We start from the raw sequence: 19901 nt of genomic DNA on the forward strand, positions 1-19901 counted from the left end.
CGAAGTCCTGCCCGTCCCGTGGCGGCCGGGGCTTCTAAGGAGGCCCCGCCGGGCAGTCAGGAGACCCCGCCGGGCAGCGTGGCGCCCGGGACCAGGCCGGCTGTTACCGCTGCCGCGATCGCGGCGTCCAGGAGGGTGCTCGTGGGGAGGCCGCGGTCGGCGGCCAGGGTGGCCACGTCGTCGAATTCGGGGGTGGCCCGGACGATCACTCCGCCGCGGTGCGCGACCTTGACCGGCAGCTCGGCGCCGTCCGCCACGGTGACCCGTACCCATGTGCGTTGCAGTGCGGTCTTCCGTACGGCCGACTCGCGTACCCCGATGGTGCTGGTCTCGCGGAAGATCAGGTCGCGCAGGGCGTCCGCCCGCTGCCGCGGGGCCAGTACCCGCAATGTGTGCGCCGGGCGGCCCTTCTTCATGAGGATCGGCACCAGCCAGGCGTCCGAGGCGCCGGCCGCGAGCAGGGAGGCGAGGACGCCGGGCCACAGGCGCGGGTCCAGGTCGTCGACGTTGGCCTCCAGGACGGCGGCGGACGTCTCCTCGTCCGTGCCAGCCGCGGCGACCGCGGGGGAGCCGATCACCACGCGGACCACGTTCGGGCGGCCCGGGGTGTCCCGCGTGCCCGCGCCCACCCCGGTCGCCTCGGCCCGCAGCCGCGGCAGTTCGCCGCACTCCGTGGCCAGCGCGGTCACCAGCGCCATGCCGGTCGGCGTGGCCAGCTCGCCGGCGCCGCCGCCCACCACCTCCCAGCCCGCCGCCAGTTCGAGCACGGCGGGCACCGGCACCGGCAGGTCGCCGTGGGCCGTGCGGACCCGGCCGGAGCCCAGGGCGGCCGGGCTCGCGGTGATCCCGTCGATCCCCAGTTCGTGCAGCGCGGCACAGACCCCGACCACGTCCGCTATCGAGTCCCAGGCGCCGACCTCGTGGAAGTGCACCTCCTCGACCGGTACGCCGTGCACGCGGGCCTCCGCCGCCGCGAGCCGCCCGAAGACCGCCAGCGCACGGTCGCCGACCCGGCCCGGCAGCCCGGCCTCCTCGATCCGGCCCCTGATGGCGCGCCAGGTCCGGTGCGGATGGTCCTCGGCCAGCGGCTCGATGCCGACCCTGGTGGCGCGCAGCCCGGCGCGGGTGACGGCCGACCGGGTCAGCCGTACGGCGCCGGGGATCACCGCGTCGATCGCGTGCTGCACGGCCTCCGGCGCGGCCCCGGCGTCGATGAGCGCGCCGAGCAGCATGTCCCCGGCGACGCCGGAGGTGACGTCGAGCCAGGCCTCGCGGTGCGGCGCGGTCATGCGGTGGTCTCCCGGCGGCCGGACGGACGGAGGTACGGCGTGTCGGACATGCCATTGATCCTATGGACCGGACACGCGCCGTGCGACCAGGTCTTTCCTGCCGTACCCGGACGGATCAGGTGTTCGGCGGGGTCTCGTCCGGGAAGATCTTCGTCACGATCGTGCCGTCCTCGGTGAGGTAGGCGTGCAGCATGCCCTCGCTGCTGTGCGGCGCGTCGAAGGTGCCCCTGCCGTCCAGCGCGATCACCCCGCCGTCGCCCCCGAGCTTCGGCAGCCGCTTCACCAGCACTTCGTACGCCGCCGCTGCCACGTCCTTGCCGCCGAACTCCATGAGGTGGGAGATCGTCGCGGTCGCGGCGCCGCGGAGGAAGATCTCGCCGTCGCCGGTGGCGCTGGCCGCGACGGTGCCGTTCTTGGCGTACGTACCGGCGCCGACCACGGGGGAGTCGCCGATCCGCCCGGACATCTTGTTGGTCAGGCCGCCGGTGGAGGTGGCGGCGGCCAGATTCCGCTTGCCGTCCCGCGCGACCGCGCCCACGGTGCCCTTCGCCTGTTCGTCCGCGAGCGCCGCCGAGGAGCGGGCGCCGGCGGCGGAACGGTCCCCGCCGGCCTTCTTCTTGGCCGCCATCAGGGCGTCCCAGCGGGCCTGCGTCCAGTAGTAGTCCTGGGTCACCGTCGCCAGGCCGTTGCGGGCCGCGAAGCCGTCGGCGCCCTCGCCCGCCAGCAGCACGTGCGGGGATTTCTCCATGACCAGGCGGGCGGCGGAGATCGGGTTGCGGACGTGGCGCACCCCGGCGACCGCGCCCGCCGCCAGGTCCGAGCCGCGCATGATGGAGGCGTCCAGTTCGTGCCCGGCGTCCGCGGTGAAGACGGCGCCCTTGCCCGCGTTGAACAGCGGGTTGTCCTCCAGCGACCGGACCGCGGCCTCGACCGCCGAGACGCTGTCGCCGCCCCGGTCCAGCACCTTCTTGCCCGCCCGTACCGCGTCCGCGAGGCCGTCCCGGTACGCCTTCTCCCGTTCGGGCGAGGTCTCGTCGCGCTGCAGAGCGGTGCCCGCGCCGCCGTGCACGGCGAGTACCACGTGCCGGGCGTCGGGCCGTGCCTTGCCCTGCGGCGCGCCGGCCGCCGCGAGGCGCCCGGCGGCTGGCCCGGCCGGGGCGTCGCCGTCCCCGCGCCCGCCGCCCGTGGTCCCGTACGGCACCGTGGTCAGCAGCCCGGCGGCCACCGCGGCTGCGGCCAGCACCGGCAGGGTCCAGGGGCGGCTCAGGAGCTTGCCGGTACGTGGACGGGTGCGCATGCGTCCTCCTCGCCGTTCGATGGGCTCGACCGTGGAGCGGATGCACCGTACATGCGGATGTGGCGCATGTGCACCAGGACGAAACGGGCGCAGAAAAGTCCAAGTCCCGACCGGCGAGGCGGCATTGACGTCCGTTCCCGCATGTCGGAGGCTTGCGGACGGTTCCAGGCACCGGCTCCGCTTCCCCTCATGAGCCGGCCGCGCACCCGCAGTCCGCCACACCTCCGGAGGCCACGTGACCGTCTTCGCCAGATCGCTCACCGGCTCGCTCGCCGTGCTGCTCGCCGCCGCCACGCTCGGCGCCGCGCCACCGGGCGCCGCGCCACCGGGCGGCGCGGCACCGGGCGGCGCGGCACCGGGCGGCGCGGCACCGGAAGCCGGCCACGAGCGGCCGCTCCCGGTGATCTCGCCGACCCCGCAGCACATGACCCGGGTCTCGGCCGACGTCCGGCTCGGCGGCCGCGTCAACGTCGTCGTCGGGAGGGACACCGACGCGGCGGCGCGCACGCTGCTCCTCAAGACGCTGCGCGCGCACGGCGTGCTTGACATCGATGTCAGCACCCGCCCCGGTCGCCACGCCGCGCTCACCGTGCTGCTCGGCCCGGCCACTCGCCCGGACGTCGCGGCGGCGCTGCGCGGCACGGACGTACCGGACCACGCCGAGGGATACGCGCTGCGCGTCGCCGACCACCGGTCGCGGCAGGCCACCGTCGCGCTCGGCGGCACCGACGCCGCCGGCCAGTACTACGCCGTGCAGACCCTGCGCGGCCTGATCGCCGGGGGCCGGATCGCCGGCGCCTCGGTCTCCGACTTCCCGTCCATGCCGCTGCGCGGCTCCATCGAGGGCTTCTACGGCTCCCCGTGGACCCACGAAGAGCGCCTGGACCAGATGGATTTCCTCGGCGAGGTCAAGTCCAACACCTACGTCTACGCGCCCAAGGACGACCCGTACCACCGCGAGAAGTGGCGCGATCCCTACCCCGCCGACAAGCTCGACGAGCTGGGCGCCCTGGTGCGGCGCGCGACCGCCCACCACGTCCGCTTCACCTTCGCCGTCTCGCCCGGCAACTCCATCTGCTACTCCGACCCGGCCGACGTCAAGGCCCTCATCGCCAAGCTGGAGTCGCTGTACGGCCTCGGCGTCCGCTCCTTCTCCGTGCCGCTGGACGACATCAGCTACACGAAGTGGAACTGCGCGGCGGACGAGAAGAAGTTCGGCGCGCCGGGCCGCGAACCCGCCGCCGAGGCCCAGGTCGGCCTGCTCAACGAGGTCCAGCGCGCCTTCATCGCCACCCACGAGGGCACCAACCCGCTCCAGATGGTGCCGACCGAGTACGGCGACCTGACCGACACCGCGTACAAGCAGAAGCTCCGCTCGACGCTCGATGAGGACATCGAGGTGATGTGGACCGGCACCGAGGTGGTGCCGTCGGAGATCACCAACGACCAGGCCGCCAAGGCCGCCGAACTGTTCGGCCGCAAGGTCTTCGTCTGGGACAACTACCCGGTCAACGACTTCGACAAGACCGCCGGCCGGCTGCTGCTCGCCCCGTACGACAAGCGCGAGGCGGGCCTCTCCGACCACCTCAGCGGCGTCGTCTCCAACCCGATGAACCAGGAGGCGGCCAGCAAGCTCGCCGTCTTCACCATCGCCGACTTCGCCTGGAACGACCGCGGTTACGACGTGCGGCGATCGGCCCGGCAGTCCGCGCTGCACCTCGCGGGCGGCGACCCGGAGACCGCCGACGCCGTACAGACCTTCGTCGACCTCAACCACCTCGCGCCCGGCTCCACGCCGACGCCGTGGCAGCCGCAGGCCCCGGTGCTCAGCGCCCGGCTGGCGGCGTTCTGGAAGGCGTACGACAGCGACCCGGAGGCGGCGGTCGCGAAGCTGCACCCGACGGTCGAGGGCATCGCCCGCGCGCCGCGGGTGATCCGCTCCGGGGTGCCCGACAAGCTGTTCCTGCACGACGCCGACCGCTGGCTGGACGCCACGGCGCTGTGGGGCTCGGCGATGCGGCACGGGCTCGCCGCGCTGACCGCCGTGCAGGACGGCGACACGGCGGGGGCCGCGAAGGAACGTGCCGCCATGGACGCCGACGCGAGCGCCGCCGGGAAGATCACCTCCGACCCGGAGGAGACCCGCCCGCACGGCGCGGTCAAGATCGGTGACCCGTTCATCGGCGACTTCCTCGCCAAGGTCCGCGAGTTGCAGGACGCCGCGGCGCAGGACTGACCGGAGGCCGGGGTGCCCTCGTACGAGAGCACCCCGGACCGCCCTACTTCACATACTCGTTCGTGTAGGTCTTCTCCAGGTCCACATCCGCCTTCGCGATCTCCGGCGTGAAGGCGGAGAGCACCTTGTGCACCGCCGCCGCGCCGTCGGCTCGGATCCGGCCGTCCTTGGCGTACGCGTCCTTCGCCTGCGCGATGGCCTTCTCGTACACCGCCGGGTCGTCACCGGCGTACTGGCGCGGCATCTTCGCCGCGATCTCCTTGGCGGAGTGCGTGTCGATGTACTTCAGCGCCTTCAGGACCGCCTTCGCCAGCTTGCGGGCCCGGTCGGGATGGTCCTCCAGCCAGTCGCGGTCGGAGTAGAGGACGGCGGCGGGGTAGGTCGAGACGCCGAAGTCCTCCTGGACGCCCTTCTCGGTACGCGTGTCGGTGAGCAGCTTCACCTGCTTCGCGCCCACCCGCTTCTGGAGCTGGGAGACCGCCGGGTCGAGCATGACGGCCGCGTCCACCCGGCCCTGCTCCATCGCCGCGACCGCCGTGGAGTCGCCCCCGATGCCCTGCACGCTCGCCGCGTCGGCCTTCATGCCGTGGTCGGTGAGCAGCTTCTTGAGGAAGAAGTCGGTGGACGAACCGGGCGCGGTCACGCCGACCTTCGCGCCCTTGAGGTCCTCGACCGAGTCGATCTTCTTGCTCGCCTTGGGGGAGACGGCCAGCACCAGCGAGGGATAGCGCAGCATGTTGACGAACGAGACCACGTCCCGGTGCTTGGCCTGCATCTGGATCGTGTGGTCGTAGTAGCCGCTCACCACGTCCACACTGCCGCCCTGCATCGCCTGCAGCGCCTTCGACCCGCCCTGCAGGTCCTCCAGCCGTACCTGGACGCCCGCCTCCTTGTAGTAGCCCAGCTGCTGGGCGAGCGTGGTGGGCAGATAGACCAGCAGCGGCTGGCCGCCGACGCCGATGCGGACCGCGTCGCCCCCGCCGCCGGACGAGCAGCCGGAGACGGCGGCGAGCGTGGCGAGGCAGGCAGCCGCGGCCACGGCGCTGCGCAGGGGGCGGCGGGCGGGATGGTGCGCCATGAACTCTCCTGGGGGAAGGGGGCGGGTCAGGCGTGGCCGCGCTCGCGGGCGGGCTGCCAGCGCAGCAGACGGCGTTCGACGCGGTTGACGAGGAGGTCGATGACGACGACCACGGCGGAGAGCACTACCATCCCGGCGAACACCCCGGTCGTGTCGAACGTCCCCTCCGCCTGCGCGATCAGGTAGCCCATTCCTTCGGACGCGCCGAGGTACTCGCCGACCACCGCGCCGACGATCGCGAAGCCGACGCTGGTGTGCAGGCTGGAGAAGATCCACGACATGGCGCTGGGCAGCAGCACGTGCCGGATCAGCTGGCTCTCCTTCGCGCCCAGCATCCGGGCGTTGTCGACCAGTACCCGGTCCACTTCCCGTACGCCCTGGTAGGTGTTGAAGAAGACGATGAAGAAGACCAGCGTCACGCCGAAGGCGACCTTCGACCAGATGCCGAGCCCGAACCAGAGCAGGAAGATCGGTGCCAGGACGACCCGCGGCAGCGCGTTGAGCACCTTGATGTACGGGTCGAGGACGGCGGCCAGGGTGCGGGCGCGGGCCAGCAGGAAGCCGATGCCCAGGCCCAGTACGCCGCCGATGACCAGCGCGAGCGCCGCCTCCAGCAGGGTGGTGAGCAGATGCCCGTAGATCTCGCCGCTGCCCAGCCACTTGCCGATGCGGCCGGCGACGGCGGCGGGGGAGCTGAAGAAGAACGGGTCGACGACGCCGGTACGGGCGCCCAGCTCCCAGCCCGCGACGAGCACGACGGCCAGGCCGAGCTGGGCCGCGAGCACGGCGGGCCGGGACGGGCCGCTCCGGCGGCGGCGCGGGGGCCCGGCGGGCCGTGGCGGTGCGGTGTCAGCCGGCGTCTTGGACAGCTCCGGCGCCCGCGGTCCCGTGGGAAGCGCGCTCATAGGTCCTCATCACCTCGTTCCTCAAGTCCGCCCAGATCGCGCCGTACAGCTCGGTGAAGCGCGGCGTGGTCCTGATGTCGAGCAGGTCGCGCGGCCGGGGCAGGTCGACCGGGTACCGGCCGACGACGCCGCTGCCGGGCCCCGCGGACAGCAGCACCACCTCGTCCGACAGCGACACCGCCTCCTCCAGGTCATGGGTGACGAAGAGGACCGTCTTGCCGCTGTCGGTCCACAGCGCCAGCAGCTCGTTCTCCATGACCTGCCGGGTCTGCACGTCCAGCGCGCCGAACGGCTCGTCCATCAGCAGGATGTCCGGGTCGCCGATCCAGGTCTGGGCGACGGCGGTGCGCTTGCGCATCCCGCCGGAGAGCTGGTGCGGGTAGGCGTTCTCGAAGCCGGCCAGGCCCACGCGCCGGACCCACTCGTGGGCCCGCGCCAGGCGTTCGGCCTTGTCCACGCCGGACAGTTCGAGGCCGAACGCCACGTTCTGCACGACGGTCTTCCAGGGCAGCAGGGCGTCCTGCTGGAACATGTAACCGGCCCTGCGGTTCAGGCCGTCCAGCGGTTCGCCGCCGATGCGGACCTGCCCGGCGGACGGCTCGCGCAGCCCGGCCACCGCGTTGAGCACCGTGGACTTGCCGCACCCCGTGGGCCCGACCACCGAGACGAACCGCCCCGGTGCCACCGTCAGATCCACCTCCCGTACGGCCGTGTAGTCGCCCTCGGCGCCCTGGTACGTCATCGTGACGCCGCGCAGCTCGACGGCCGCGCTGTCGTCCCCGACAGCCATCGGCACCCTCCGTTCAGCGGGACCTGAAGATCACTCGCCGGTCATGATTGGTCACCGCACCGTGATCGCGCAACGGTCCCGCACGACGAAAGTCGGCCGGGGCGTCTCATGAAGGGGAGGGCCGCGGGCGCGGCCGGTGTCACCAGCGCATCGCGGTGAAGTCGACCGGCCGGGGCGTCAGTCGCCGCGTGCGCGCCACCAGGCCCCGCAGCCGCTCCGCCATCCGGTCCGCCGGCAGGTGCTTGCGGTCGCCATGACCGGGCAGCAGCCACTCGAAGCGCAGCCGCCCCGCGGTACGTGCCAGGGAGGCGGCCAGCTCCTCGATGGAGTACCAGGTGACGCTCTCCGCCACCTCGATGTCGCCCGTCGTGCGCGACCAGTAGAAGCTGTCCCCGCTGAAGCAGTACCGCTCGTCGGCGACGTACAGCACACTGCCGCGCGTGTGGCCGGGGAGCGGGTGCGCGATCAGCCCCGGACCGATCTCCACGCGCTCCGTGCCGCGCAGCACCCGGTCGGCGTCGGGTGCCGCGTCCAGGTCGCCCTCGTGGATCCAGAGCCGGGCGCCGAAGTGGTCCGCGTACTGGCGGCCGTGTGCCGCGTGGTCCCGGTGGGTGAGCAGGACGTCGGTGACCGTGCCGAGCGCCGCGTACTTCGCGGCGAGCACCTCGCTCCAGCGCGGGGTGTCCACCAGTACGAGGGTTCCTGCCGGGCGGCGTACGAGGTAGGAGTTGGCGCCGGCGGTCTGCCGGGAGTTGTGGCCGCAGAGCGAGACGGCCGCGTCGAGGGCCAGCGGGAAGGGGTCGAGCGCGGGGTCGAGGCGCCCGGAGGCGGGGCGGACGGAGCGGGTCGGGCAGGCGAAGGCGGCGGCGTGGACCGCCCGGTCCTCCGCCGCGTCGCGCGGCTGGCGCACCACCTCGGACCGCTGCCCCACCCGGTCGATCAGGCCGGGCGCGAGCTGCCTGGCGACGTCGCAGTCGGTGCAACGGTCGTCCACGTACCAGTCGTTGTCCATGGCGCCAGTACAACGGCCGGGCAGGGAAAGAGGAACCCGGTGCGGGTCTTGTCCTTGCTGGTCAGGTGCTCTCTGCGGGACATTGGCGCGAGTTGAATGGCGAGGGCATGACAAGCATGCGGGCGTGGCAAGTGTGTCCGGGCGCCGGCCGCCGTGGGGTGCGCGGCCGCGGCGCACCGGGAGTCAGGGCATGATCAGCGATGCGCCGCGGCCGGGTCGGAGGCAGGCTCAGCCGGCCTGCGGGAACGGGCTGTTGCCCGGGTCGGTGAGGGACATCCCCAGCTGAGCGCGCTCGGTGAGCCAGCGGGTGGGGCGGTACCGCGGATCGCCCGTCGTACGGTGCAGCGCCTGCTGGAGCGCGAGCAGTCGGGGAGCGCCGATGGTGTCGCCCCAGGTCAGCGGCCCGTGCGGATAGCCCAGGCCGGTGGTGACGGCGAGGTCGATGTCGGCCGGTGCCGCGAGACCGCGCTCCGCGATGGACGCCGCGACCGACACGATCGAGGCGAGCAGCCGCTGCGCGACGGAGCCCGCGGCGTCCCGTACGACGGTCACCGCGTACGGCTCCGCTTCGCCGCCCGCCGCTGCGAGGACCGCACGGGCGTCGGCCGCCACCTCCGGGTCGGTGGCCGGCGTGGCGGCCAGCACCCGGCGGCGGGTGGCGAGGGACAGCGGGTCGACGCCGAGGGTGCGGGCCGGTGGCAGGCCCAGGCCCGCCACCGCTTCGGCGACCGTCGTGCCCCAGGTGGCGACGAGTACGAGCGCGTCGTCGGCCGGGACTTCGGCGTCGTCGAGCACGGCGCCGGACGCGGCGAGCGCCGACCGCAGCGCCTCCGTACCGGGGCCCGTGCCGGCCACCCGTACGGGCCGCTTGGCGTCGCCGGTGACGGGCGCTTCGGGGGCGGCGGCCGGCGCCGGGTCCTCGGGGCCGTACGCGTACCAGCCCCGGCCCGCCTTGCGGCCGTGCAGCCCGGCGGTCACCCGGTTGGGGGTGAGGAAGGACGGGCGGAGCCGGTCGGAGTGGCGGAAGCCGTGCCAGATCGTGTCGATGACCGCCGTGGTCACGTCGAGCCCGGTGAGGTCCATCAGCTCGAACGGGCCCATCTTCAGGCCGAGGACGTCCCGTGCGATGCGGTCGATCCCCGGTACGTCGGCGACCGTCTCCTCCAGCAGCGCCAGCGCCTCCGTGACCAGGCCGCGCCCGGCGTGGTTGACGAGGAAGCCGGGGGTGTCGGCGACGACGACGGCGCGGTGCCCGGTGCCGGCCACCAGCCCGGTGAGCAGCTCCGGGATCTCCGGCCGGGTCGCCGCGCCCGGCACCACCTCCACGATCTTCATCAGCGGTACGGGGTTGAAGAAGTGCAGGCCCGCCAGGCGCGAGGGGTCGTCGAGCGTGGCGGCGATCGCGGTGACCGACAGGGAGGAGGTGTTGGTCGCGAAGACCGTGGACGCGGGGAGCGTCTCGGCCAGCTTGCCGAAGACCTCGGCCTTGGTGTCCAGGTCCTCCCGGGCGGCCTCGATGACCAGCTCGACGTCGTCGCCGGGCGCCCAGGGGGAGTCCAGCGGCACGATGCGGGCGAGCGTGTCCGCCGCTTCCCCTTCCGCGATCCGGCCCTTGGCGGCGGCCCGGTCGAGCATGCCCCGCACGAAGTCGACGGCCGCGCCGACCGCCTCCGTACGGATGTCGGCCAGCTCGACGGTGTGCCCGGCGGTGGCGGCCCACTGGGCGATGCCGCGACCCATGACGCCGGCGCCCACGATCCTGATTCGCACGTCAGATACTCCCTTGTGCCGGTCCGCCGCCAGCTGTTCTTTGGCGGGGCCCGTCCGTCTCGTCGTTTCCGTGGCAGGGCCCCTCCCTCTCCCCGCGAGGAAAGTCCCGCCCCCCCCGCAAGGAAAGCCCCGACCCCGCAAAGAGAGCCCCGACCCTCACAAGGAGAGTCCCGTGATCGAGACCCCCTCCCCCGCCTCCACCACACTCCTCATGAAGTTACCCCCACCCACTGACAACCCGGCGTGACCACGGGCGTTGTCCACGCGGTCAGCGGAGGTACACGCGCTCAGCGCAGGTATACGCGCTCAGCGCAGGTACACCCGGTCCGGATCGACATCCTCGCGCAGCAGGCGCAGCTCGGCGTCGCTCGGGGGGCGGACGGTCTCCACGGTGTCGGCGACCGCGAGGTCCCAGCCGGTGTTCTCGCGTACCTGGTCCACCGTCACGCCCGGGTGCACGGCCACCAGCGTCAGCTCCTGGCCGACGCCCGTGCGGGCCAGGATGCCCAGCTCGGTGATGACCCGGGTGACGCCCGTGCCGAGCGGGCGCACGCCCTCTTCGAGGGCGCGGTCGGGCCCCGGCGTGGTGCAGAAGTCCAGCTTCTCGGTGAAGGAGCGCGGGTCGTGGCGGCGCATCACCACGAACACCTCGCGGGAGTTGGCCATCACCTCGATCGCGCCGCCGGAGCCGGGCAGCCGCACCTTCGGCGCGTCCCAGTCACCGATGACGGAGGTGTTGAGGTTGCCCCACTTGTCGATCTGCGCCGCGCCGAGGAACCCGACGTCGATGTGGCCGCCCTGGAGGACGTACCCGAAGAGCGCGGGCATCGAGAGGACCGCCTCGGCGCCGGTGATCAGCACCGCGTCGGCGATCGTCTCGGGCAGGTGCGAGGGGTGCGCGCCGCACACCCCGGACTCGTACACGATCTCCAGCTGCGGCGCGACCGTGAGATGGGCGAGCGAGGCGGCCAGCGTGGGCAGCCCGATACCGGCGAACACCGTCCGCCGCGCCGCCAGTTCGCGCGAGGCGACGACGGCCAGCAGCTCGGACGAGGTCACGTCGGGGGTGGTGGTCGGGTCCGTGCTCACAGTCGCCTCCCGTAGTTGACCGGCAGGCTCATCGCCTCGCCGACGGCGAGGGAGTCCCAGAACTCCTCGCCGAGCTTGCTGACGTACTCCGCGTGGTCCGCGGTGCCGTACACCCACTCCTTCAGCCAGTCCTGCAGCCGGTCGGGGTCCTTGCTGATCCCGGACCAGGCGCGGTAGAAGGCGTTGTCCCGGTCGTAGTAGCCCTGCGCGAAGGAGGGGTGGGCGCCGCGCGGGCAGGCCACCACCGCGTCCACCGCGTGCGAGGGGATCACCGTGCGGTTCGGGTCGGAGCGGACGACCTCGTCCTCGACGATCTCCTCGACGACCACGACCGCCTTGTCCGCCGCGTAGACCGCCTCCGCCTGGACGCCCGTCAGGCCCCAGATCTGGGTGTTGCCGCTGCGGTCGGCGCGCTGCGCGTGAATGATCGTCACGTCGGGGTTGACGGGCGGTACGACGTAGACCTGCTCGGCCTCGCCGCCCGGGCCCGGGTAGGGCGAAGTGACCTTGCGCAGGCCCTCGTTGACGGAGGGCAGGTCGCTGCCGCCGTACGAACGCAGCGGGTAGAACGGCAGTCGCTGGGCGCCCGCGAGGTAGCGGCAGATCATGCCGTAGTGGCTGTACTCCTCGAAGACCAGCGGCTCGGGGTCGGCCTTCTCCACCCGGCGGCGCAGCTCACCGAGCGAACCGGCCGAGGAGTTGCCGACGAAGGAGGAGACCAGCCGGGAGACGCAGCCGGCGGCGAGCATCTGGTCCACGACGATGTCCGCGGTCATCCGGACGACGGTGAGGTCCCGGCGGCCCTGCCGGATGATCTCGTGCCCGGCGGCGGTGGGGATGAGGTGCGTGAAGCCTTCGAGGGAGACGGTGTCCCCGTCATGGACGAAGGAGGAGACGGCCTCCCGCATCGTCATGGTCTTGTCCACGGTGCTCCTCGGCGTGCGGGGTGTGGATCCGGTCCCGCTTACCGTTTCACCGGCCATTGATCTCCGTCCAATACCGAATTAAGGTCAGACTGATATCGGGAAAGAAATAGTCGGCTCGCAGGGATGGACGGAACGGTATGGAGCTGCGGCATCTCACCGCCTTTGTCGCGGTGGCGGAGGAGCTGCACTTTGGCCGGGCCGCCAAGCGTCTGCAGATGGCGCAGCCGCCGCTCAGTCAGCAGATCCGCCAGCTGGAGAAGGAGCTGGGCGTTCAGCTCTTCGAGCGCAACACCCGCTCGGTCCGGCTGACCAGCGCGGGTCAGTCCTTCCTGGATCCCGTCCGTACGGTCCTCGCCGACCTGGACACCGCGACCCGCGCCACCAAGGCTGCCGGGCGTGGTGAGTACGGCCGGGTCACCATCGGCTTCGCCGGCGCCTCCACGCACGAGACGCTGCCGTTGCTCACGCGCGCCGTGCGGGCCGCGCACCCGGCGCTGGAGCTGGTGATGAAGGGCCAGACGTACGCCAACGTCGCGCTCGCCGGGGTCGCCGACGGCTCGCTCGACCTCGGCTTCGTCCGCCTCCCGGTCACCCAGGCGGGCGTCACGACCCGGGTGATCGACGAGGAGGAGCTGGTCTGCGCGCTGCCGTCGGACCATCCGCTGGCCCGCCGCCGGCGCATCCCCATCGCCGCGCTCGCCGACGAGCCGTTCGTCAGTTTTCCCGCCAACGCCGGGTCCACGGTCCGGGACGCCACGGTCCGGGCGTGCGAGGACGCCGGGTTCAACCCGCGGGTGGTGCAGGAGGCGCCCGACTCGTACACGATCCTGGCGCTGGTCGCCGCGGGTGTGGGCGTCACCCTCACCGTCACCTCCTGCCAGCACATCCAGCAGACCGGGCTGGTCTACCGGCCGCTGGCGGGCCCGCCGATACGGCTGCAGGCCGCGCTGGCCTGGCGTCCGGACAACCCCTCGGCGGCGCTGCGTACCGTCCTGGCGGTGGCCGAGGAGGCGCTGCCCACACCTGAAGGGAAGGCTCCGGTTCGCGTCTGACCTGTACCGATCGCCGATTGATAAACCTGGCGTCCGAATCCTTGGCGAATTGGATATTGGACCGGCTCAGTGCTCGGGTGGAAAAGTCACCGGGAAGCGTCCCTCAGGGCACCAGGAAAGGCCGTGGCATGTCCGACCCCACCGAAATCGTCCTCTGCGAACCGCTGCGCACCCCGATCGGCAAGTTCGGCGGGGCGCTGGCCGGACAGCGCCCCGCCGCCCTGGCCGCCCTGCTGATCAGCGAGATCGTCCGCCGGACCGGCGTCGCGCCCGAGAAGGTCGACGAAGTGATCCTCGGCCACGCCTGGCCCACCTCCGACGCGCCGGCCATCGGCCGGGTGGCCGCCCTGGACGCCGGCCTGCCCGACACCGTCACGGGCGTGCAGATCGACCGCCGCTGCGGTTCCGGCCTGCAGGCCGTGCTGGACGCCGCGATGCAGATCAAGGCGGGCTTCAGCGACGTGGTGATCGCCGGCGGCGTGGACGTGATGAGCGCGGCGCCGTACTACACCCACGACGGCCGCTGGGGCATCAAGGGCCCGAACCTCACGTTGCACGACTCCCTCACCCGCGGCCGGGTCACCGCGGGCGGCGCGAACCACCCGATCCCCGGCGGCATGATCGAGACCGCCGAGAACCTGCGCCGCCAGTACGGCATCAGCCGCGCCGACCAGGACGCGCTGGCGCTCCGCTCGCAGCAGCGGGCCGGACGCGCCATCGAGGCGGGTCTCTTCGACGAGGAGATCGTGCCGGTCACCGTGCGCGGCCGTAAGGGCGACACCGTCGTCTCCGCCGACGAGCACCCGCGCCCCGAGACCACCGCCGAGCAGCTGGCCGAGCTCAAGCCGATCATGGGCCGGCAGGACCCCGAGGCCACCGTCACCGCGGGCAACGCCAGCGGCCAGAACGACGCCGCCGCTGCCTGCCTGGTCACCAGCGCCGCCACCGCCGAGCGGCTGGGCCTCACCCCGATCGTGCGGCTCGTCTCCTTCGCGCGGACCGGCTGCGCCCCGGAGACCATGGGCCTCGGCCCGGTCGGTGCCACCCGCTCGGCGCTGGACAAGGCGGGCCTGAAGCTCGCCGAGATGGACCTCATCGAGCTGAACGAGGCGTTCGCCGCGCAGGTGCTGGCCTGCACCAAGGAGCTGGGCCTCGGCGAGGCCGACCACGAGCGGCTCAACGTCAACGGCTCCGGCGTCTCCCTCGGCCACCCCGTCGGCGCCACCGGCGCCCGCATCCTGGCCACCCTCGCCCGCGAGATGAAGCGCCGCGAGGCCCGCTACGGCCTGGAGACCATGTGCATCGGCGGCGGCCAGGGACTCGCGGCCGTCTTCGAGCGGATCGCCTGACCCCCGGCCGATTCCTCGTACGGAGCCAGTAGCCGCTCCGTACCCCGTACAAGTACATCGCGCACCACCCGTACCACCCAGGGGCGCCGCTCGGGACGACGCGGCGCCCCTGGTGTCCCCTTCCCCTGCCCAAAGACGCCCAGGGAGTCCGTATGAGTGCGCCCACCGCGCCCACCGCACGCGACCGCACCAGAGCCGCCAACCGCGCCGGGATCGGCGCCTTCATCGGCTCCACCATCGAGTGGTTCGACTTCTACATCTACGGCACCGCCTCGGCCCTCGTCTTCGACAAGGTCTTCTTCCCCGAACTGGACGGCGCCCTCGGCACGCTGGTCGCCTTCGCGACCTTCTGGGTCGGCTTCCTCGCCCGGCCGCTCGGCGGCATCATCTTCGGGCACTACGGCGACCGGCTCGGCCGCAAGAAGACCCTCGTCATCACCCTGCTGATGATGGGCGTGTCCACCACGGCCATCGGGCTGCTGCCCGGCTATGCCTCCATCGGCATCGCCGCGCCGGTCCTGCTCGTGGCGATACGCATGATCCAGGGCATCGGCCTGGGCGGCGAGTGGGGCGGCTCCGTCCTGATCGCCTCCGAGTCCGCGCCCAAGGGCAAGTCCGTGCTGTACGGGGCCTTCGCACAGCAGGGCTCGCCGGTCGGCAACACGCTCAGCACGCTGTCGTTCCTGGCCATCAGCCGGCTGCCGGACGACGCCTTCACCTCCTGGGGCTGGCGAGTGCCGTTCCTCGCCTCCGCGCTGCTGGTCATGGTCGGCCTCTTCGTCCGGCTGAAGGTCGCCGAATCCCCGGCGATGGCGAAGCTGATCGAGAAGAAGGAGGTCGCGAAGCTGCCGCTGACCGAGGTGCTGCGCAGCCACCCGATGCTGATCGTCCTGGGCATCGGCGCCTGCACCATCGGCCTGTCGGCCACGTACTTCAAGTCCACCTTCGCGCTGTCCTGGGCGACCAGCGCCCTGGACTTCGACCGCAGCTCCTTCCTCACGATCATCCTGGTCGCCAACATCACCCAGATCATCGTGCAGCCCTTCGGCGCGGTCCTCGCCACGAAGATGAAGAGCTGGTCGCGGGCCGTCTGCGTGATGCTGATCCCCGAACTGTTCCTGATGCCGGTGATGTTCCTCCTCATCGGCACCGAGAACTACGGCCTGGCGATGTTCGGCGTCGCGGTGGCGACCATCCCGCACTGCCTGTACTACGCGGCGCTGGCCGGCATGCTCGCCAGCCGCTTCCCCGCGCACCTGCGGTACACCGGCATCTCCCTCTGCTACCAGCTGTGCGGCACGCTGCTGGGCGGCACCACCCCGATCATCGGCCAGTCGCTGCTGAACTGGACCGGCTCGATCACCGCGGTCATCGTCTACGCGGTCTTCCAGGTCGCCCTGACCATGGGCTGCATGCTGCTGCTCCTGCGCCGCCCGAACCACGACGAGACGGCGGCGGACACCGCGGCGGGGGCTCCCGTCGCCGCGCCGCTGCCCGCGCGGTAGGACGCGGCCGGCGGGCCGGCTGGGATGCTCGTGGGCGTCCGTACGTCCGACGCCCACGAGAGAGGCCCCGCCGTGTCCGCCGCGCCCGTCCCCGAGTCCTTCGTCCGCCTGCGCGGCCGCCGCTTCGCCTACCTCGACTCCGGCGGCCCCGGGCCCGTCCTGCTCGCGCTGCACGGCCACTTCGGCCGCGGCCGGATCTTCGCGCCGCTGGCCGCCGCGCTGGCCGGCCGGTACCGCGTGCTCGCCCCGGACCAGCGCGGCCACGGACTCTCCGACCACGGCGGCCCCTTCACCCCGGACGCGTACGTGGCGGACGCGGCGGCCCTCCTGCGCGCTCTGGACGCCGGCCCCGCGGCCGTGCTCGGCCACTCCATGGGCGGCGCCGTCGCCTTCCTGCTCGCCGAACGCCACCCCGACCTCGTGCGGGCCCTCGTCGTGGCGGACATGACCGTACGCAACCACGCCCCCGAGACACAGCCCGTCCTGGACGTGTCGCGGTGGCCGCGCCGCACCCCCTCGCGCGCGGCCCTGCGCGCCGCCATCGAGGCGCGGGGCATCCCGGACGCCGGCTACTTCCTGGACAGCGCGGCGGAGTTCGAGGACGGCTGGGGGCTGCTCTTCGACATGGACGGCATGATGGCCTCGCAACGCGCCTTCACCGGCGACTTCTCCGCCCGGTGGGCCGCCTCCCGGCAGCCGGCCCTGCTGCTCAGGGCGGGCGAGAGCTTCCTGCTGACGCGCGCCACCGCGGAGTGGATGGCCGGTGCCCGGCCGCACACCGCACTCACCGAGTTCCCCGGCTGCGGACACTGGCTGTACGCCGCTGACCCCGCGGGGTTCGCGCAGGCCGTCGGCGGTTTTCTCGACACCGTGCGTATCCGGGGAACCTTCTCAACCACGAGTTGATGCACGCCTGCGCCGGGATGCGGTGACTGTCCGTAGGTGGACTGGTGCGTCTCGTTCCGCTCATGAAAGGATGAGCACAGCGGAGAGCGCGCGACTCAACTGTCCGTTGGGTGCGCGCGTCGTTCGGCCGCTGCTGGGACCAGAGCAGACAGGGATGGGGCACGGACATGGCGCGAGGGGGCGACGGTACGCCGAAGAGCGAGCACAGCCCGCTCGCCGAGCGGCTGAACCACCTCTTCGCCCACATGCACCCGCCCGGCGCGCCGTACACCAACGCCTACGTCGCCGAGGAGATCAGCGAGGGCGCCGAGTACGGGGACGTGACGCTCTCCGAGCAGTACCTGTCCATGCTCCGCAAGGGCAGGCGCACCAACCCCAGCCACGAAGTGCTGCGCGCGCTCGCCAAGTTCTTCGCGGTGCCGGTCGGCTATCTGGTCGGGGACCTCTCCCAGCCGCAGGCCGACCGGGTGGAGGAGGAACTGAGCTTCCTCGCGGCCATGCGCGACCAGCGGGTGCGGACGATCGCGCTGCGCTCGGTCGGTCTGCCGCCCGAGGTGCAGGACAGCCTCACGACGATCATCTCCCAGTTCCGGCAGCAGATGGACCTGCCGCCGGACCCGCCGGCGACCAGCGGTGAGGAACCGCATGCCGGCCACTGACGAGCAGCTCTTCGTCGCATGGCGGCGGACGGGATTCGAGGACGGTACGGCCATGCGGGTACGGCGCATACGCCGGAGGTGCAAGCAGCTCGTCCAGGAGCTGGCGCTGCCCGCCGCGACCGACCTGACCGGCCTGTGCGAGGTCGTGGCGCGGCGCGTGGGGCGCCCCGTGCGCATCGCGCCGATGAGCCTGGGCGGCGTGGTCTCCGGCATGACCGCGGGCACCGACGACGGCTGGTGGGTCTTCTACGAGCGGCAGACCTCGCCCTGGCACCAGACCCACATCGTCCTCCACGAGCTGAGCCACCTCCTCCTCGGCCATGAGCAGGACCCCACCGTCACCGAGAACGCGCTGAAGGTGTGGACGCCCACCATGGACGTCGCCACGGCCGCCCGGCGGATGGGCCTGACCGCCCGCTTCGCGCGCCACCACTGCTACGACGACGCCACCGAGCGCGAGACCGAGGTCCTCGGCACGCTCCTCATGGCGCACCTGGTGCCCGCCACTGCCAAGGACGACCCGCCGCTCAGCGGTGACGCGGCCGATATCGCCGCCGCGCTGGGCCCGGCGCTCAAGCACATCCGCCGCGAGCTGGACGGCGCCGGGCACAGCGGTCCGGAGGACCGGGGGACCGGCTCCGAGGATGGAGGGCCGCCGCGTGTTTGACGTGGTCTATCTCTGCTTCGCGGCCGTCGCCTGGGGGCTCGCGGGCTACAAGTTCCGCGCCTGGCTGCGCGACCGCGCCAACGCCGACCTGGGCCTGACGTCCCTGATGACGGCGGGCGTCGCCACGGTGTTCCTGTTCTCGGCGCCGAGCCTGTACCGCGCCTTCGACCGGTTCACCGGCGTCGCCAACCTCGCCATGGTCTTCCTGTACTCCTCCGTCGTGGTCTTCGCGGCCGGCGCCCTGGTGCTGCTGCTGCGCTGGACCGGCGGCGAGGACGAGGCGGCCCGCGGCCGGGCCCGTACCCGCACCCGTACGGTCCTCGGGCTCGTCGTGGTGGCGTGGGCGGTGGCCGTCACCGGCTTCGCCGTCGGCCGCCCGGACGCCGTGGAGCACCCGCGGGACTTCAGCACCGCGTACACCGACGCGCCCGGCGTCATGGTGTTCCTGATGCTGTACCTGGCCATCTTCGGCGCGAGCCTGGCCGGGCTCGGCACCCTCTGCCCGCGCTACGCCACCAAGGTCGGCCCGTCCTGGCTGGCCCGCGGCCTGCGCGTGCTGGCCGCCGGCTGCTGGCTGGGCCTGCTGTACTGCGCCTGCAAGCTCATCGGCTTCGCGCTCTCCTGGGCCGGCAGCCCGGCGCCGTGGCTCTCCAACGGCGTGGCCCCGCTGAGCGCTTCGGTCGCCGCGATCCTCGTCCTCATCGGGTTCGCGCTGCCCGCCGCCGGCCCCCGCGCGTCCGCCTGGCGCCGGCTGCGCCGCCTCTCGCCCCTGTGGCGCGAGGCCACCGCGCACGCCCCGGAGGTGACGATGGAGGGCTCGCGGCCGGGCGGCTGGCCGTTCGCCGACCTGGAGTGGCGGGCCAACCGCCAGATGGCGGAGATCCGCGACGTACAGCGCGGCATCCGCCGGTACGTCGAGGCCGACGCCGTCGACTTCGCCCGCGAGCGGGCCCGCGCGGTGGGCATCGAGGCGGCGCAACTGGCCGCGGTGGCCGAGGCGGTGGCGCTGCGCCGGGGCCTGGACAACCGGCAGGCCGACCGGCTCCCGGAGCCGTACGCCGAATCCGTCGTGGTCACCACCGACATGGCGCCGGCGGCGGAGTACGAACACCTGGCACTGGTCGCGGACGTCTACCGCTCGTCCCTGGCCGAGACGGTCCTCGCCGAGCTGCGACAACGCAGCACCGTGCAGGAGCGGGGGGCATAGCGCCGCAACGGCGCACCACAGACAAGGTGGCTCGGTACGGGGGTCCGAACCGCCTACGGCACAGGGCGGCACGGGGTTTCGGCCCCGGGGCCGCCCTGTGCTCTTGTCCGCGGCCGGAGACGGGCCCCGCCCCGGGTGGGGGTGGCCGGCCGGCACCCCATAAG

General features: G+C 72.7%; 17 protein-coding genes. 8 read left to right on the forward strand and 9 right to left on the reverse strand.

Annotated features, from left to right (window positions below; genetic code table 11):
• Positions 1-56 precede the first annotated feature (56 nt).
• Positions 57-1289 carry a nickel pincer cofactor biosynthesis protein LarC gene (gene larC, locus ABZ840_RS19675; protein ID WP_361561307.1) on the reverse strand — a complete coding sequence of 411 codons (1233 nt, stop codon included), beginning with the start codon at positions 1287-1289 and terminating at the stop codon, positions 57-59.
• A 115-nt stretch (positions 1290-1404) separates the two neighbouring features.
• Positions 1405-2586, reverse strand: a complete 1182-nt coding sequence (locus ABZ840_RS19680) for an isoaspartyl peptidase/L-asparaginase (RefSeq protein WP_361561309.1) — start codon at positions 2584-2586, stop codon at positions 1405-1407.
• Between the two features lie 235 nt (positions 2587-2821).
• On the opposite strand from ABZ840_RS19680, the gene ABZ840_RS19685 reads away from it, so the two are divergent.
• The gene (locus ABZ840_RS19685; protein ID WP_361561310.1) at positions 2822-4822 is read left to right on the forward strand and encodes a beta-N-acetylglucosaminidase domain-containing protein; all 2001 of its coding nucleotides are present in this window, start codon (positions 2822-2824) and stop codon (positions 4820-4822) included.
• Between the two features lie 43 nt (positions 4823-4865).
• On the opposite strand, the gene ABZ840_RS19690 is transcribed toward ABZ840_RS19685, so the two are convergent.
• The 7 genes from ABZ840_RS19690 to ABZ840_RS19720 form a co-directional block, all read right to left on the reverse strand.
• Positions 4866-5900, reverse strand: coding sequence for an ABC transporter substrate-binding protein (locus ABZ840_RS19690; protein WP_361561311.1), 1035 nt, complete (start codon positions 5898-5900; stop codon positions 4866-4868).
• Positions 5901-5926: 26 nt separating this feature from the next.
• Positions 5927-6805, reverse strand: coding sequence for an ABC transporter permease (locus tag ABZ840_RS19695; protein WP_361561312.1), 879 nt, complete (start codon positions 6803-6805; stop codon positions 5927-5929).
• Complete coding sequence (locus ABZ840_RS19700; protein ID WP_361561313.1) at positions 6750-7595, reverse strand: ABC transporter ATP-binding protein; 846 nt, start codon at positions 7593-7595, stop codon at positions 6750-6752. The genes ABZ840_RS19695 and ABZ840_RS19700 overlap by 56 nt, the downstream gene beginning before the upstream one ends.
• 139 nt (positions 7596-7734) lie before the next feature.
• Positions 7735-8607, reverse strand: a complete 873-nt coding sequence (locus ABZ840_RS19705; RefSeq protein WP_361561314.1) for an MBL fold metallo-hydrolase — start codon at positions 8605-8607, stop codon at positions 7735-7737.
• A gap of 228 nt (positions 8608-8835) precedes the next feature.
• On the reverse strand, positions 8836-10377 hold the full coding sequence (locus tag ABZ840_RS19710) for a 3-hydroxyacyl-CoA dehydrogenase (RefSeq protein WP_361561315.1): 1542 nt from the start codon (positions 10375-10377) through the stop codon (positions 8836-8838).
• 306 nt (positions 10378-10683) lie between these two features.
• Complete coding sequence (locus tag ABZ840_RS19715; protein ID WP_361561316.1) at positions 10684-11466, reverse strand: CoA-transferase; 783 nt, start codon at positions 11464-11466, stop codon at positions 10684-10686.
• Entirely contained in the window at positions 11463-12380 is a 918-nt protein-coding gene (locus tag ABZ840_RS19720; RefSeq protein ID WP_361561442.1) for a CoA-transferase, read from the reverse strand. The genes ABZ840_RS19715 and ABZ840_RS19720 overlap by 4 nt, the downstream gene beginning before the upstream one ends.
• A gap of 149 nt (positions 12381-12529) precedes the next feature.
• Here ABZ840_RS19720 and ABZ840_RS19725 point away from each other — a divergent pair, with 149 nt between their 5' ends.
• From ABZ840_RS19725 to ABZ840_RS19755, 7 genes are all read left to right on the forward strand, one after another.
• Positions 12530-13444, forward strand: coding sequence for a LysR family transcriptional regulator (locus tag ABZ840_RS19725; RefSeq protein ID WP_361561317.1), 915 nt, complete (start codon positions 12530-12532; stop codon positions 13442-13444).
• Between the two features lie 128 nt (positions 13445-13572).
• Positions 13573-14793, forward strand: a complete 1221-nt coding sequence (locus ABZ840_RS19730) for an acetyl-CoA C-acetyltransferase (RefSeq protein ID WP_361561318.1) — start codon at positions 13573-13575, stop codon at positions 14791-14793.
• A 152-nt stretch (positions 14794-14945) separates the two neighbouring features.
• Positions 14946-16298, forward strand: coding sequence for an MFS transporter (locus ABZ840_RS19735; protein ID WP_361561319.1), 1353 nt, complete (start codon positions 14946-14948; stop codon positions 16296-16298).
• A gap of 72 nt (positions 16299-16370) precedes the next feature.
• On the forward strand, positions 16371-17204 hold the full coding sequence (locus ABZ840_RS19740) for an alpha/beta hydrolase (RefSeq protein WP_361561320.1): 834 nt from the start codon (positions 16371-16373) through the stop codon (positions 17202-17204).
• A gap of 167 nt (positions 17205-17371) precedes the next feature.
• A complete protein-coding gene (locus tag ABZ840_RS19745) occupies positions 17372-17863 on the forward strand; it encodes a helix-turn-helix domain-containing protein (protein WP_361561321.1) in 492 nt (163 codons plus the stop codon).
• Positions 17850-18530 (forward strand): hypothetical protein, encoded by a 681-nt coding sequence (locus tag ABZ840_RS19750; RefSeq protein WP_361561322.1) that lies wholly within the window; start codon positions 17850-17852, stop codon positions 18528-18530. Before ABZ840_RS19745 ends, ABZ840_RS19750 begins: the two co-directional genes overlap by 14 nt.
• Entirely contained in the window at positions 18523-19737 is a 1215-nt protein-coding gene (locus ABZ840_RS19755) for an MAB_1171c family putative transporter (RefSeq protein ID WP_361561323.1), read from the forward strand. Before ABZ840_RS19750 ends, ABZ840_RS19755 begins: the two co-directional genes overlap by 8 nt.
• Positions 19738-19901 lie beyond the last annotated feature (164 nt).

The sequence above is a fragment of the Streptomyces sp. NPDC047117 genome, from assembly GCF_040643545.1.
In the GTDB taxonomy this organism is placed as follows: Bacteria; Actinomycetota; Actinomycetes; order Streptomycetales; family Streptomycetaceae; genus Streptomyces.

Excerpts from the sequence above, each read along its gene's own strand:
- larC (WP_361561307.1), bottom strand. The coding sequence starts at position 1,289 with ATGACCGCGCCGCACCGCGAGGCCTGGCTCGACGTCACCTCCGGCGTC.
- ABZ840_RS19680 (WP_361561309.1), bottom strand. The coding sequence starts at position 2,586 with ATGCGCACCCGTCCACGTACCGGCAAGCTCCTGAGCCGCCCCTGGACC.
- ABZ840_RS19690 (WP_361561311.1), bottom strand. The coding sequence starts at position 5,900 with ATGGCGCACCATCCCGCCCGCCGCCCCCTGCGCAGCGCCGTGGCCGCG.
- ABZ840_RS19695 (WP_361561312.1), bottom strand. The coding sequence starts at position 6,805 with ATGAGCGCGCTTCCCACGGGACCGCGGGCGCCGGAGCTGTCCAAGACG.
- ABZ840_RS19700 (WP_361561313.1), bottom strand. The coding sequence starts at position 7,595 with ATGGCTGTCGGGGACGACAGCGCGGCCGTCGAGCTGCGCGGCGTCACG.
- ABZ840_RS19705 (WP_361561314.1), bottom strand. The coding sequence starts at position 8,607 with ATGGACAACGACTGGTACGTGGACGACCGTTGCACCGACTGCGACGTC.
- ABZ840_RS19720 (WP_361561442.1), bottom strand. The coding sequence starts at position 12,380 with ATGACGATGCGGGAGGCCGTCTCCTCCTTCGTCCATGACGGGGACACC.
- ABZ840_RS19725 (WP_361561317.1), top strand. The coding sequence starts at position 12,530 with ATGGAGCTGCGGCATCTCACCGCCTTTGTCGCGGTGGCGGAGGAGCTG.
- ABZ840_RS19730 (WP_361561318.1), top strand. The coding sequence starts at position 13,573 with ATGTCCGACCCCACCGAAATCGTCCTCTGCGAACCGCTGCGCACCCCG.
- ABZ840_RS19735 (WP_361561319.1), top strand. The coding sequence starts at position 14,946 with ATGAGTGCGCCCACCGCGCCCACCGCACGCGACCGCACCAGAGCCGCC.
- ABZ840_RS19745 (WP_361561321.1), top strand. The coding sequence starts at position 17,372 with ATGGCGCGAGGGGGCGACGGTACGCCGAAGAGCGAGCACAGCCCGCTC.
- ABZ840_RS19750 (WP_361561322.1), top strand. The coding sequence starts at position 17,850 with ATGCCGGCCACTGACGAGCAGCTCTTCGTCGCATGGCGGCGGACGGGA.